Origin of the sequence: Paenibacillus sp. FSL R5-0407, from assembly GCF_038009185.1 — a bacterium.
Classification (GTDB): domain Bacteria; phylum Bacillota; class Bacilli; order Paenibacillales; family Paenibacillaceae; genus Fontibacillus; species Fontibacillus vini.
In genome coordinates this window covers 543289-558222 of the sequence record NZ_JBBPAX010000002.1, presented here as the reverse complement: position 1 = coordinate 558222, position 14934 = coordinate 543289, and the positions used below count along the sequence as shown (strand labels likewise).

Annotated in this window: 8 protein-coding genes; 6 read left to right on the top strand and 2 right to left on the bottom strand. The window is 50.7% G+C overall.

From position 1 onward, the window contains the following. Nucleotides 1-21: 21 nt before the first annotated feature. The 5 genes from NYE70_RS21670 to NYE70_RS21650 all read left to right on the top strand — a co-directional run bounded on the left by NYE70_RS21670 (nucleotide 22) and on the right by NYE70_RS21650 (nucleotide 11149). Nucleotides 22-1779: a glycoside hydrolase family 35 protein gene (locus NYE70_RS21670; RefSeq protein ID WP_341048133.1), complete on the top strand. Its 1758-nt coding sequence runs from the start codon at nucleotides 22-24 to the stop codon at nucleotides 1777-1779. 89 nt (nucleotides 1780-1868) lie between these two features. After that, nucleotides 1869-3764 (top strand): DUF2264 domain-containing protein, encoded by a 1896-nt coding sequence (locus NYE70_RS21665; RefSeq protein WP_341048131.1) that lies wholly within the window; start codon nucleotides 1869-1871, stop codon nucleotides 3762-3764. Then, nucleotides 3764-4888, top strand: coding sequence for a glycoside hydrolase family 88 protein (locus tag NYE70_RS21660; RefSeq protein ID WP_341048944.1), 1125 nt, complete (start codon nucleotides 3764-3766; stop codon nucleotides 4886-4888). Before NYE70_RS21665 ends, NYE70_RS21660 begins: the two co-directional genes overlap by 1 nt. A gap of 149 nt (nucleotides 4889-5037) precedes the next feature. Continuing rightward, nucleotides 5038-7650: a family 16 glycosylhydrolase gene (locus NYE70_RS21655; RefSeq protein WP_341048130.1), complete on the top strand. Its 2613-nt coding sequence runs from the start codon at nucleotides 5038-5040 to the stop codon at nucleotides 7648-7650. A 199-nt stretch (nucleotides 7651-7849) separates the two neighbouring features. Further along, complete coding sequence (locus tag NYE70_RS21650) at nucleotides 7850-11149, top strand: endonuclease (protein WP_341048129.1); 3300 nt, start codon at nucleotides 7850-7852, stop codon at nucleotides 11147-11149. 140 nt (nucleotides 11150-11289) lie between these two features. Here NYE70_RS21650 and NYE70_RS21645 read toward each other — a convergent pair whose 3' ends face one another. Continuing rightward, nucleotides 11290-12660: a uracil-xanthine permease family protein gene (locus NYE70_RS21645; RefSeq protein WP_341048127.1), complete on the bottom strand. Its 1371-nt coding sequence runs from the start codon at nucleotides 12658-12660 to the stop codon at nucleotides 11290-11292. Nucleotides 12661-12699: 39 nt separating this feature from the next. Beyond that, a complete protein-coding gene (gene guaD, locus NYE70_RS21640) occupies nucleotides 12700-14067 on the bottom strand; it encodes a guanine deaminase (RefSeq protein ID WP_341048125.1) in 1368 nt (455 codons plus the stop codon). A gap of 223 nt (nucleotides 14068-14290) precedes the next feature. Here guaD and NYE70_RS21635 point away from each other — a divergent pair, with 223 nt between their 5' ends. Beyond that, nucleotides 14291-14863 (top strand): YdhK family protein, encoded by a 573-nt coding sequence (locus NYE70_RS21635; protein ID WP_341048123.1) that lies wholly within the window; start codon nucleotides 14291-14293, stop codon nucleotides 14861-14863. Nucleotides 14864-14934: the final 71 nt, after the last annotated feature.

Here is a 14934-nt window from a genome sequence, read left to right as displayed (position 1 = left end):
AATTCACGAGGTGGAGGGCACATGGCAACTTTTCATTTCTCAGGACCCACATTTTATTACAATGATCAGCCTACGAGAATTATTTCTGGCGCGATCCATTATTTCCGAATTGTACCGGAGTACTGGCGGGATCGTCTTTTAAAGTTGAAGGCATGCGGCTGCAACACAGTTGAAACCTATGTGGCATGGAATCTGCACGAGCCCCAAAAGGGGGAATTCTGTTTCGAGGGTATGGCGGATATTGTCCGGTTTATTGAGCTGGCGGGAGAATTGGGGTTGCATGTGATTGTGCGTCCTTCACCTTATATTTGCGCGGAATGGGAATTCGGAGGTATGCCGTCCTGGCTGCTGGCCGATCCGGGTATGCGTCTGCGCTGCTATCATCCGCCTTTCCTGGAGCATGTGGATGCCTATTATGACGTATTACTTCCCAAACTAAAGCCGCTGCTCTGCACGAATGGCGGACCGATTATTGCCATGCAAATTGAAAATGAGTATGGAAGCTACGGCAATGACAAGCGTTATTTGAATCATTTAAAAGAAAGCATGACCTCCCGCGGAATGGATGTCCTGTTATTTACCTCCGATGGTGCCGAAGATTCGATGCTGCAAGGGGGAATGGTTCCCGGCGCCTTGGCGACCGTAAACTTCGGGTCCCGGACGAAAGAAGCTTTCGATAAGCTGCGGGAGTACCAGCCCGATGCGCCGGTCATGTGCATGGAATATTGGGATGGATGGTTCGATCACTGGAGCGATGAGCATCATACGCGTTCCGCCGGGGACGCAGCCCATGTATTGGATGAAATCCTGAGCGAAAATGGATCGGTTAATTTTTACATGTTCCATGGGGGAACGAACTTTGGCTTCTATAACGGGGCCAACGCTCACACTGTTGACGGCTATGAGCCGACGATCACCAGCTACGACTATGATGCGCCGTTGAACGAATCGGGGGAACCGACCGAGAAATATTTTGCCATTCGTGAAGTCATCTCCAAATATGTAGAGCTCGGACCTTGCGAGCTGCCGGCTTCGATCCCTAAAAAGGCTTACGGCAGACTGGAGCTGAAAGAGCTTGCCCCGCTATCGGCTCAATTGGATGCCATCTCCACGCCGATACATTCAGCGTATCCTGAAACGATGGAGATGCTGGGACAAGATTACGGATTTATTCATTATAATACGTTCATTACGGGGCCTCGCCCGAAAGATGAATTTGTCATTCAGAATTTACGCGACCGGGCGCAGGTGTTCCTGAACGGAAAACTGGCCGCTACGCTGGATCGCAGGGATTCGGAAACGAAACTGGAGTTTGACGTAGCGAGCGAAGGCTTGCACGTCAGCATCCTGGTGGAGAATATGGGCCGCATCAATTATGGTCCCTTTATGAGAGAGTACAAAGGGATTACTGAAGGAGTCCGTTTCGGGCGGCAGTTCCTGTCGGAATGGACGACATATACGCTGCCATTAACGGATTTGACGGGGTTGAAGTTCGAAGACTTTGACGCTCTCTCCGAACAATCGGAGCCCAGCTTCTACCGTGCGGCCCTGACTGTGGATGAGCCGTGCGATACGTTCCTGAGTTTTGAAGGTTGGACCAAAGGCGTCGTGTTCATCAATGGATATAATCTGGGACGCTATTGGAACATCGGCCCGCAGAAAACGATGTATGTGCCTGGGCCTTTGTTGAAGGAAGGCGATAACGAAATCATCATCTTGGAATTGCACGGAACTTCCGATGCCGCGGTTACTTTCCTGGATCAGCCTGATTTAGGATAGTCCATAGTTATTATCGAGAAGAAGCCGGATCCGGCACTGGATCCGGCTTTAATTTTAATTAGGATAGTTGCCAGGAGAGGATGAGAACGATGGAACGAGAAAATAAGGCCATTTCCGGACTGCGGTTTGACAGCAAAGCGGATCTGCAAGCGGTAGTGCACGAGACGTTGAAGCCTTTGAAACCGCATTTTACGGCCGGATGCGCGGGTCTCAAGTTGGGAAATACGGCGGCGATTCATAATGAAGCGATTGCGCTGATGGAGGCCTTTGCCCGCCCGCTTTGGGGGTTGGTTCCCCATGCTTGCGGCGGAGGCGAATCGGATTTATGGCCATTATTCCTGGAAGGCATCATCCATGGAACCGATCCGGCGCATGAGGAGTACTGGGGAGATTTTCAAACGCAGGACCAAAGGATGGTGGAACAGGCGATCCTTGGCCTCGGCCTGGCCTTGGCCCCTCATAAGATCTGGGATCCGCTGAGTGAGCAGCAGAAGCAACAGGTATACACGTGGTTGAACCAGATTAACCTTGTGGATCATTCCAACCCGAATAACTGGCTGATGTTCACCGTGCTCGTCAACGTCGGATTCAAGAAGGCGGGTCTGCCTTTTGATCAAGCCATTATGGATGAATACCTGGAGCTTATCGATACGTACTATTTGGACGATGGCTGGTATTCGGACGGGATTACCGATCAGCGGGATTACTACATTCCGTTTGCGATGCACTATTATACCCTGATTTATGCACAGTTAATGGAAGAAGACGATCCGGAACGGGCAAAGAAATACCGGGAAAGGGCAGGGACCTTTGCCCAAAGCTTTATATACTGGTTTGCCGAGGATGGAAGCAGTCTTCCCTTTGGACGCAGCCTGACTTACCGGTTTGCGCAGGCTTCCTTTTGGTCGGCGCTCGTATTTGCCGGGGTGGAGCCCTTTTCGCTGGGTGTGATGAAGGGGATTATCATGCGGCATCTACGGTGGTGGTTTGATCAGCCCATCTTTTTGTCGGATGGACTGCTCAGCATCGGATACGCTTATCCGAACCTGCTGATGGGCGAAAGCTACAATGCTCCGGGCTCCCCGTACTGGGCCTATAAAACATTTCTGATCCTGGCCTTGCCGGAGGAGCATCCTTTTTGGTCCGTTGAAGAAGAGCCGCTGCCATCTTTAAAACCGGTGGTTGCCCAGCCTTGTGCCCGTATGGTGCTGTGCCGCCCCGAAGGAGACGGCCATGTCACCGCTTTAGCTTCCGGGCAAATGGCGAACTTCGAAATGGCCCACAGCGCGGCGAAATACTCCAAATTCGCGTATTCTACGAGATTTGGATTCAGCGTGCCTAAGGGCTATTTCAGACTCGGCGAAGGGGCACATGATTCCACACTGGCGTTATGCGAGCGGGACGGACATTATCGGGTGCGGCGCTTTTGCGAGGAGTTCAAAATCGAAGATACCTTCGTATACTCCCGCTGGCTTCCTTGGAAGGACGTGGAGGTGCGGACATGGCTGGTACCGGCCGGTCTTTGGCATGTGCGTATCCACCGGATCGTGACTACCCGTTTACTGGATGCGGCGGAGGGCGGATTTGCTATCGGAAGACCTACCGATTTCTCCATAGCGGAAGAAACGGCCGTCAACGTATCTACAGGGAGTTCTTTCATCTCGCTACCATGGGGCATCAGCGGGATCAGCGGTTTGGAAGGGTTCGCAGAAGCGGTAATTATTTTCCCGGAGGCAAATACAAATCTCCTTAAGCCGAGAACATTGATTCCGACTTTGACTGCCCAACTTGATCCGGGAGAGCATTGGCTCGTGTCTGCTGTGTTCGGAGCGGCCTATACCGAGGCGAATACGAAGCTGTTATGCTGTCCTCCGCAAGTCAAGCGGGACGCGGAAGGGCGATGGATCGTGACGAGCGCGGATGCCAAACAGGAATTTGCCCGTTTGGATGTTTTGAACTTTATCCGGCAAGGAGATGAGTGTTGATGTGGGAGCAGGCGTTAGAAGATGCGCTTCAAAAATTAAAGCACAACATAGCTAACCATCCCGGACAGCTTCCGCATATTACGGAACGCACCGGGAGTTTGAGCTATGAATGGGACGGAAACTGGGACTGGATTGAAGGCTTCTACATCGGCATGATGTGGTTGGCCTATGAGTATAAGAGAGAACCGGTGTATAAAGAAGCAGCGGAGTCTTACCTGGCAAACTTTCAGGACCGGCTGGACCGGCATGTTGCCTTGGATCATCATGACATCGGCTTCTTGTATTCCTTATCCGCGGTAGCCCAGTGGCGGGTAACGGGAAGCGAGGAGGCTAAGGAGCTTGCCTTGCGGGCCGCCGATCTTCTGGTCGGACGCTTCCGGCCGCAGATTGGCATTATCCAGGCATGGGGCAAGGAAGGGGACCCGGAAAACGGAGGGCGGATGATCATCGATTGTCTGCTGAACCTTCCGCTTCTGTTTTGGGCGCACGAGCAGACAGGAAAATCCGAATATTATGACATCGCTATGAAGCATGCCTTGATGAGCCAGAAGTTTTTGGTCCGCGGGGACGGATCCTCCTATCATACCTTCTACTTCAATCCGGAGAACGGGCATGCGCTTCGCGGCGGAACCCATCAGGGCTATCAAGACGGGTCCACCTGGACGCGGGGGCAGGCCTGGGGAATCTACGGTTTCGCTCTGGCCTACCGCTATACGGGGTATCCGGCTTTTTTGGAAACCTCAAAAAAGATGGCAAGGTATTTTATTAAACATCTTCCCGAAGATGCTGTTGTGTACTGGGATTTCGATGTCCCGGTCGAAGAAGGTACGCCGCGGGACAGCTCGGCTTCGGCCATCGTTGCTTGCGGTCTCTTGGAACTGCTGAAACTGACGGAGGAAGATGACCCGGAACGGGAATGGTTCGCACACGTGCTGAATCGCAGTATGAAATCGCTGGCCGGTAAATATGCCGCGACGGACCTTCCGGATGCTGAAGGGCTGCTGAAGCATGGTTCTTACCATGTCCGCGGGGATCGCGCGCCCGATGACTTTATGATCTGGGGAGACTATTTCTATCTGGAAGCGCTGGTTCGGCTGGAAAAAGGGATACTAGGATATTGGTAGAAGGAAAGGCCCGCCCCGGTGTCAAAAACACCATTAAAATCCAAAAAAATGGGTCATAACAAAAATTATTGCACCTTTTCATAGGATTCTTTTGTTCGATAGAATGGAAGTGTCTACCATATACTCTAATTTATTGAGGGAGGGTATTTATGAAAAGGTTTAGGCAAAGGGTGCTGTGTTTGGTTTTGGCGGCGGTCTTGACGGTTAGCTTAGGTCTATTGCCGACAGCGAAGGTGCAGGCGGACGGGGAAGCGACGCAAGCAGGAACCACAATTACATCCATGACCTACTTTTCGGCAGCAGACGGGCCTGTCATCTCCAAATCGGGGGTCGGACAAGCCAGCTACGGGTTTGTAATGCCTGTTTTTAACGGGGGCTCGGCTACCTGGCAAGATGTCTCCGGCGACTTGGGCGTAAAAGTTAAGGTCAATGGCAGTTGGATCGATATCGATAGTGCCGGCGGATATATTTATAACCAAAACTGGGGGCATTGGAGTGACGGCGGTGTGAGCGGCTTTTGGTTCACCCTTTCCGCTACGACGGAAATTCAGCTGTACTCCAAGGCAAACGGCGGCGTTACACTGGACTATCATCTTGTTTTTCAAAACTTGAATAAAACGACCATCAGCGCGATGACGCCGACACAAGGACCGCAGATTACCGCGGGCTTTACGGGCGGTGCAGGCTTTACTTATCCGATTTTCAACAATGATCCGGCAATCACTTATGCAGCCGTTGCGGATGATTTGAAGTTGTACGTAAAACCTGTAAACAGCAGCACATGGATCGATATTGACAATAATGCGGCCAGCGGCTGGATCTATGACAGCAACTTCGGTCAATTCACCGATGGCGGAGGAGGCTACTGGTTTACGGTAACGGAGTCCATTAACGTAAAGCTGCAATCCAAAACTTCTTCGGCCAATGTAGTCTATACGATTACCTTTAATGAGCCGGTAAGAAATTCGTACACTTTAACCCCTTATGAAGGAACGACCTACACGGCAAATGAAAGCGGCTCCATCGGATTCCCTCTGCCTAAAATAGACGGAGGCGCAGCTATAGGCTCCGAGCTGGGCAAGTTCGTATACCAGATTAATATCAACGGCCAATGGGTCGATTTGAGCAATTCCGGCCAGAGCGGATTCATCTATTCCGGGAACGGCTACAACAATATGTCGGCTGCCAACCAGTGGGGATATTGGGCCGATTATATCTATGGGCTTTGGTTCCAGCCGATCCAGGAGGACATGCAGATACGGATCGGCTATCCATTGAACGGGCAGGCCGGCGGAAATGTCGGCAGCAATTTTGTCTACTATACCTTTATAGGCAATCCGAACGCCCCTCGCCCGGACGAGACGGATCATGAAGATATTCCAATCGGAACTCCAAACAACCCGGCCATCGAAGGCATGACGCTCGCCTGGCAGGATGAGTTTAACGGATCCCAGTTAGATACTAGTAAATGGAACTATGAGACGGGTTATTATATCAACGATGACCCCAACAGCTGGGGTTGGGGCAATGCGGAACTCGAGCATTATACCAATAGTGCTCAAAACGTATTTTTGCAGGACGGTGTCCTGAATATCAGAGCCCTGAACGATCCCAAGACGTTCCCGCAGGATCCAACGCGGGTTGCACAGTATTCCTCAGGCAAAATTAATACCAAGGATCATTTTTCCTTCCAGTACGGAAGAGTGGATTTTAGAGCCAAGCTGCCTACAGGCAACGGTGTCTGGCCGGCGCTTTGGATGCTTCCCGAAGATGCCGTTTATGGCGCTTGGGCGGCTTCCGGCGAGATTGACGTGATGGAAGCAAAAGGACGCCTGCCCGGCACGACCAGCGGGGCGGTGCATTTTGGCGGCCAATGGCCGGTGAACAGATATATTGCGGGCGAGTATCACTTCCCTCAAGGGCAGACGTTTGCAAATGACTTCCATGTCTATACCTTGATCTGGGAAGAGGATAACTTCAAATGGTATGTGGACGGTAAGTTCTTCTTCAAGGTTACGAGAGATCAATGGTATTCCGTTGCGGCACCGAACAATCCGAACGCTCCATTTGATCAGCCTTTCTACATTATTATGAACCTGGCGATCGGCGGACATTTTGACGGCGGCCTGGCTCCGGATCCATCGGATATCCCGGCAACCATGCAGGTGGACTATGTGCGCGTGTATAATCCGGGCTCAACGGGCGGCGAGAATCCGGGAAATGTTCCCGTTACCGGCGTGACCCTGGATCAAGCATCCGCACAGATTGAAGTTGACCAGCAGGTGCAGTTAAATGCCTCTGTTACGCCGGCCAATGCTACCAACAAGCAGGTCAACTGGACCGTTTCCAACGCCGGTATTGCTTCCGTGAATCAGCAGGGAAAGGTGACCGGGCTGGCTCCTGGCATGGCCACCGTAACGGCTACCACCGTTGACGGCAACAAAGCAGCCTCCGCTACTATCACCGTTGTGCCGAAGGCTCCCGCCGTGATCATCATCGGCGATGAGGTACGCGGACTGAAGAAAACGGGCGATAACCTGTTGTTTTACGTAAATGGCGCTACCTTTGCGGACTTGCACTACAAAATAAACAACGGCGTACAGATGAACGTAGCGATGACTCCGGCAGGGAACGGCAACTATACCTATCCCGTAAATAATCTGCAAGCCGGGGATACTGTCGAATATTTCTTTACCTATAATCCGGGACAAGGCGCATTGGATACCCCGCCGCTAACGTATATTCATGGGGTGACCCAATAAACGAAGGATCGGCGATTTTTGGATAAGGGGATTCGATCCGGATAAGATGGTTAGTTCAAACGGCGATTTGACCTCAGGGCGTCATTGAGGCAAGTCGCCGTTTTGGTTTACAAATGTTTACATAAACAGGGTCCTCCAATAATACTCCCGTGCCAGAATAAGGGTGTTGTACTACTCTTTAGCCTATGGGAGGGAAATCATGAAGAGAATCGCTGGAACCGGAGCCAAATGGCTGCGGTCGGGAATTGCGCTGTCTTTGGCGTTGTCGCTTCAATTGGGATTTGGCATGGAATCGTCGTCCGTATTTGCGGAAGGACCGAGTGATCCGGCACCGCACATTGCCGCAAAGGTAATCAATGAGAATGCAGGCAAAAAAGTGCTCTTCGACAATACGCACGGGCAGACGGCGGGGGCAGCCGATTGGGTTATTGACGGCGGGTTTTCCGATTTCGGACAAGCTCTGGCGGGGGATGGCTTTGATGTGAAGGAGCTTCGCAAGTCCACTCCGATTACTTACAGCGATTTAAGCAGTTACGAGGTGTTCGTGGTAGCCGAACCGAATATTCCTTTTAAGCAAAGTGAACAGGCAGCGATGAAGCAATATGTCGAAGAAGGCGGGAGCATTTTCTTTATCGGGGATCACTACAATGCCGACCGCAACAAGAACCGCTGGGACGGCTCCGAGTCCATCAACGGCTATCGCCGGGGAGCTTGGGAGAATCCTGTGAAAGGGATGAGCGCGGAGGAGAAAAACTCCGCCGCCATGCAGGGAGTCGTCAGTTCCGACTGGCTTTCCGATCATTTCGGGGTCCGGTTCCGTTATAATGCTCTGGGCGATATTACGGCCAATCACATTGTGGCGCCGGACCAGGCCTTCGGCATTACTGAAGGGGTCGCGGGAGTGGCCATGCATGCCGGTTCTACGCTGGCGATTACGGACCCGAGCAAAGCCAAAGGCATCGTTTATCTTCCAAAGACTAACGAGGCTTGGGGCAATGCGGTCGATCAGGGTGTCTATCAAGGCGGGGGCGTGGCGGAAGGACCGTATGTGGCAGTCTCCAAAGTGGGACTCGGCAAGGCGGCCTTCATCGGCGATTCCTCTCCTGTGGAGGACGCTACTCCTAAATATTTGCGGGAGGAAACCGGAGCCAAAAAGACGACCTATGACGGCTTCAAAGAACAAGACGATGCGACGCTGCTTGTGAATCTGGTGAACTGGTTAGCGGAGCAGGAAAATTATACGAGTCTGAATCAAGTGGAGAACTTGCAGCTCGACGAGGAGACGAAGCTGCTTCCTTTCGAAGCTCCCGAGGCGTCCACCGAACCCCAGTCCGAGCCTTGGTCTGCGCCGGCAGCCGGATATAAGTGGTGGGATCAGACTACGTTCAAGCCAGGCTCCTATGGGGGACAAACAGCGAGCGCGAGCCCGGCTTACAATTTTGTGCACCAGGCGACTCTGCCTAATGCGCAGGATTTTCAGATTCGCGTCGTTATCGATAACCTGCCTGCCAATTCGAGCGTATCGGGATTCAGCACCGGCATCTATTTGACCGGAGGAACCCAAGTGGCGAAGGTAAGAAAGGCGGACGGAACGTGGCCGGCCGACTATGGATACGGGGAAACGTTCACCGTGAATTCGAACAGCCAGGGACGCGCGACGAAGGATTTGACGGTCCGGATCAAGCCAGGGACAAGCGGGGCGGGAAACCTCCGTTTGAGGCAAAACGGTAATAATCTGCTTACGAAGCCGGTGACTTTGGCAAATGTGCCTGCAGAGCCGCTGCCGGACGATGGGAATGCCGTGCCTGCCCTGATTACGATTGCCGAAGGACGGAACAAGCCGGAGGGAAGCGTGGTTACTTTGCGGGGGACGGTCACAACCGAGCCGGGAATTTTCGGCGGACAGACCTTTTATATGCAGGATGACACGGGCGGTATCTATGTATATCAAAATACCGAAGGCTTCCACCAAGGGGATGTCGTGAAGATTACCGCAACAACGGCCTTGTATAATACGGAGCTTGAATTGACGAACCCGGTATCCATTGAGAAGACCGGAACATCGGCTACGCCTGAGCCGCAAACGGCGTCGTCCGTAAACGGCGATAATCAAGGCAGGCTGATCGAACTCCGCCAGGCTAAAATATCGAATATCGTGACGGCAGCCCCGGCGGGTTCATTTGAATTCGATGCGATTGGCGAAGACGGGACCCGTAATCATGTTCGCGTAGACGCCAGAACCGGTATCACTTTGGCCGACTTTCCTTATCAGGAAGGGCAGGTCGTAAATTTACAAGGCGTGTCCTCCATTTTTAAGGGGATCTATCAATTGAAGGTTCGGGGACTGAGCGATATTTCGGCTTCCCCGGCCACTGCTCCGCCGGTAACGACGGCTGCCCTTTCCGAAACGCCTAACGGGAACGGTTGGTTTAACCGGAGCGTAACTGTTACTTTGACGACTTCGAATCCTCAGGGTACGGGTAAGGTTTCCACGAAATACGCTGTGAATGAGGGGCCTGAGCTGGAGTATACGGAGCCGTTTACTGTGGAAACGGAAGGAACCAACCTCATTCGTTATTACTCCGTAAGCAGCAGCGGTGCCGCTGAAACGACGAAGTCTATCGTAGCGAAGCTGGACATGACGGCCCCGGCGGTAGCTTTGACTCAATCAGGAAAAAGCGTGGGGGATGTGTGGGAGTCCGATATGCTAAAGTTCGAGCTTAAGAGCTCGGATAGCGGTTCCGGAATAGCTGTACAGAAACTGTCGATAGACGGGCAAGAGGTTGAAACCGGTCAGCCGATCAGTGCGAAGGACCTTGGCTTGGGCGGACACACCGTACAGTATACGGTGGAAGATGCGGCGGGTAATCAATCCCGCGATCAGTTCGCATTTCAGGTGAAGAAGTCCCTTGCCGCAGGAGCGCCGGGCACACCTGTTCTATCGGACAACAATGGACATGATACCGGACTCCGGGACGGAAATTATACGATCTCCATGAATATGTGGTGGGGAAATAACGGGTCGGAGTTTAAGCTGTATGAGAACGACATCCTGATTCAGACGATCTCACTCACAGACGCCAGTCCTTCGGCTCAATCCCTGACTGTCGATATCGCCGGAAAATCAAACGGAGTGTATACCTATGTCGGCGAACTGAGCAATTCCCAAGGAGTCACGAGGTCGCAACCGCATGTCGTTGTTGTCTCGGATGCGGGTCCCGGTAAACCGGTCTTGTCCCATGATAATTGGGATGGTGACGGAAACTACCTGATCTCCATGAATATGTGGTGGGGAACTAATGGCTTCGAATATCGGCTTTACGAAAATGGGGAGCAGATCGATACGCAATCTCTTTTGGAGGCTACCCCGAATGCCCAAGGAGCCGTAACGAAAATCGAAGGAAAAACGGCGGGTACTTATGTCTATTATGCGGAAATTATAAACGCATCAGGGGTGACCAGAGGGGAGTCGATTACGGTTCAGGTGACCCGGAATTAGCATCGATCCCAATCTTATTGGTCAATGCTAAGTATGGAATTTTGAGATCGTCCAAGAAACATAAGAACACTCGAATGCAAACTGGGGCCGAACTTGATCGGCCCCAGTTTTATTTATATTCGTAGTCTATCGATGTGAAATTATGAGAGACTTATTTCGCGCTTCTCGCCGGGTAATAATTTGTTTAATAGTATTGCTCCCATCGATGCAACCAGAATAGGCGAGCCTAGGATATATTGCACGAAAGTCGGCAAAGAGTTCAAGAAATCGGAAGGAATAAGCACTAACGCTAAGGTTAAAATCATAGGGATCGCGATGGTGTACATCTCTTTTTCGCCGATGGTCTCGTTTCTCATGACCTGCAAGCCGTTAATGGAGATAATGCCGCAGATGATGGCGAATACCCCGCCGATTACAGCCGAAGGAATTGCAGAGATCAGAGCAGCTAATTTACCGGAGCAGCCGAAGAGGACGAACCAACCTCCTACCGCGAGAAAGACCCGGCGGCTGGCAACACCGGTGATGGATATAATGCCTGCATTCGTGGAATAGCCTGTAACCGGAGTGGAACCGAGTAAGGAAGAAATCAGGCAGCTGATGCCTTCTCCGATCACCCCTCGATTAATGTTCTTGTCCGTTAGCGGCTTATCAATGACGTTACTGATCGCAAACCAAGTTCCTGTAGTTTCAGCCAGCAGTACGATATAGATGATAACCATGGTGATGATCGCAGAAATATTGAAGGAAAAGCCAAAATCAGCAAAAGGAATCTGCGGCATGCTAAACCAATTGGTGTTCCCGACCGCCGAGAAATCCAAGATACCCATGAAGTCTGCGGAAATGCAGCCAACAACTAAGGCGATCATTACAGAAGTGATGCGGAACAATGAACCCTTGGTGCGGAACAGAGAACCCAGGATAACGAATAAAAGGAGCACGGCCCCTGAAATTAGGGCTAATAATACATTTTGACGGATTGAAGCGTCAGCGGCACCATAGATGTTATCTTGAATGGCCACCGGCAAAAGGGAAAGACCTACAACAAATATAATCGTTCCCCCTACGATCGGAGGGATAAACGATTTGACGATTTTATTGAAGATGCCGGTATAACCCAGAATAATAACTAGGACAGCGCCAATGATGCTGGCACCCAACACGGAACTCCAGCCTGCTTCTCCGCCCCCGCTGGCGGCATAAATCGTGATGATGGCACCGAGCGGAACATAGGAAGGACCTTGGGCCATAGGCAGCTTCATGCAGAAATAAGTCTGTACAATCGTTGCCAGACCGGCAGCAATAAACGTAGATTGAATTAAAGCGCTCGACTGATCGGCTTGTAAACCGATTAACATGGCAATCAGAAAAGGTACGACGTAGACGTCCATGGCTAATACATGCTGCAAACCCAGGATCACGGATTTGCTGAATGAAATCTTCTCATCGGGTAAGACCGTTAAATGCTGTGACTTCGCTTGTGTTTGATCTTGATTGTCTAGTTGTGGCTTCAATTCAGATGCGCCCCTCATATTTCAGTATTTTTTGTACTCTTAACGTCGTGAATGGACTCTTTCGCCTTGTACCCAGACTTCAAGGATATTCTCGGGGCGAACAAGATACATCATTTTCTGAAAGACGTCATGTAAATCTTCGTTCTCGTCAAAAATAGGCAATTTGGCAGTCGGTATTTTTGTATCAATAATTTGGACATCCCATGCATAGTTCTCCTCAATACGGCCGATAGGTAAGCTTAAACTTTCACCGCCGCCGGCCGTAGCAAGATAGAACGCTTCATGAATGGTAATCCGTGATCCCGGTACGCCGCGTTCCTTGGCTGGCAAGGAAGGATTAACTCCGTCTTCCAGCATTCTCGAAGAAATGACAGCTTGCCTTATATTATCGAACAGACTGGGGGAGAATCCTCCGGAGATATCAGACCCCAATCCAATCTCTACCCCCTCGGCATGGAAATGAGCAACCGGGATGACACTATTGGCAAAATACGCGTTGGATACCGGACAATGGGCAATCGCCGTTCCTGTCTCAGCAAATAAATGTACATCCTCATCATCGAGAAAATTACAATGGGCCATGACCGATTTGTCACGAAGCAGACCGAAATCATGAAGAGCAAAGGCATCATTCTTCTGGAACCGCTCTTGTACATACCCGTGAGCCCAGTCGCTTTCGCTGCAATGCGATTGAACATAGGTATCGTATTTGGCTGCCAGCTCTCCTAATCCTCTTAAACCTTCGTCTGTACAGCTTGGTATGAATCTTGGAGTTACTACCGGGTACACGCCTTGTTTTGCCGATTTGGCCAAAGCTTGTACAGCCAGAATGAATTCTTCCGTATCCGCCAGTGCCGAAGAGGTATCCGCGTCGCGGTAGTATTCTGGATTCTGTGCGGGATCATCCATGACAACTTTGCCAACCAATCCGCGCTGGCCTTTACTGGCGCATATTTCAGCTAACAGAATACTGGCTTCTTTATGCACTGTTGCAAAATAAAGTGCAGTCGTTGTCCCGTTTGCAAGCAGGGTGCTAACCACATCCTCATAGACCTTCTTGGCAAATTCCAGATCCGAGAATTTGGATTCGAGCGGGAAGGTGTAAGTGTTCAGCCAATCATAGAGCGGAATGTCCAAGGCTGTTCCGGATTGAGCCCATTGCGGCGCGTGAACATGCAGATCGATGAAACCCGGCAATAAATACTGACCTTCAGCTAAGCGATGAAAGGTATCGGTCCCTTGATACGCATCCAGCAGGGGTTGAAAGTCGGGATCTTGCGGTGCAATGATTCTTGCGATCATGCCTTCCGTGTTGATACAAAAAAGATGGTCCTTCAATACTTTAATTTCCTTGGGCGATTTGCTGGAAAAGGCAGTCCCTTGGAATATTTGCATATATTTTCTCATAATTACCGCCTTAATGTTCGTATTTTCTAGATGTATTTGTTATTATAATCGGTCAAAAACGAGAAGTCTATAGAAAAAGGCGAATAATCAAAGGTGCTCAAAATGAAGTTTGAAAGGGTGTAGTAGTTGTTGGAGAGAACGGTTTTGTTTTAAATATACCCAGGCGGGGTATGATAAGGATTGTACACCATATAATATCTAACAGCATTGAGGAGATGGGAAAATGAATAAGAATTTCCTGATAGGTATACTATCTGTAGCCATGGCGCTTGTTGTATCGGCTTGTTCTGACAATAATGCAGCTGTCACTAAGGACAATGCAGCAAATATGAATGAGGGTTCCAGCTCGCATGATCAAATGGATCATTCAGGTTCAGGTGAAGTTCCGACGGATTTGGAGGTTGCAAAGAATCCGGCTTATCCGATGGGGAGTGAGGCGGTGATTCAAGCGGATCATATGGAAGGAATGAAGGGGGCCAAGGCGACTATCACAGGCGCATATGATACAAATGTCTATATGGTTTCATATACCCCGACTACCGGCGGTACCACAGTAAAAAATCACAAATGGGTCATCCATGAAGAAATTGAAAACGCCGGCGATCAGCCCTTCAAACCTGGAGATAAGGTTGTGTTAATGGCTAAACATATGAAAGGCATGGAAGGCGCTGACGCTGTTGTTGATTCCGTTGAACAAACAACGGTATATATGGTGGATTACACCGATACAGTCAGCGGTGAACAAGTCACAAATCATAAGTGGGTAACGGAAAAAGAACTATCTACGGTCGAGTAAAAAAAGCGCCCGTTCCTTGCGACACATGTCCATGGAACGGGCTTTTTGATTTTAAAATGCAGCTTGTTTTT

Coding starts and splice junctions, on each gene's coding strand:
- NYE70_RS21665 (WP_341048131.1), top strand. CDS start 1,869: ATGGAACGAGAAAATAAGGCCATTTCCGGACTGCGGTTTGACAGCAAA.
- guaD (WP_341048125.1), bottom strand. CDS start 14,067: ATGAGAAAATATATGCAAATATTCCAAGGGACTGCCTTTTCCAGCAAA.
- NYE70_RS21670 (WP_341048133.1), top strand. CDS start 22: ATGGCAACTTTTCATTTCTCAGGACCCACATTTTATTACAATGATCAG.
- NYE70_RS21655 (WP_341048130.1), top strand. CDS start 5,038: ATGAAAAGGTTTAGGCAAAGGGTGCTGTGTTTGGTTTTGGCGGCGGTC.
- NYE70_RS21650 (WP_341048129.1), top strand. CDS start 7,850: ATGAAGAGAATCGCTGGAACCGGAGCCAAATGGCTGCGGTCGGGAATT.
- NYE70_RS21635 (WP_341048123.1), top strand. CDS start 14,291: ATGAATAAGAATTTCCTGATAGGTATACTATCTGTAGCCATGGCGCTT.
- NYE70_RS21660 (WP_341048944.1), top strand. CDS start 3,764: ATGTGGGAGCAGGCGTTAGAAGATGCGCTTCAAAAATTAAAGCACAAC.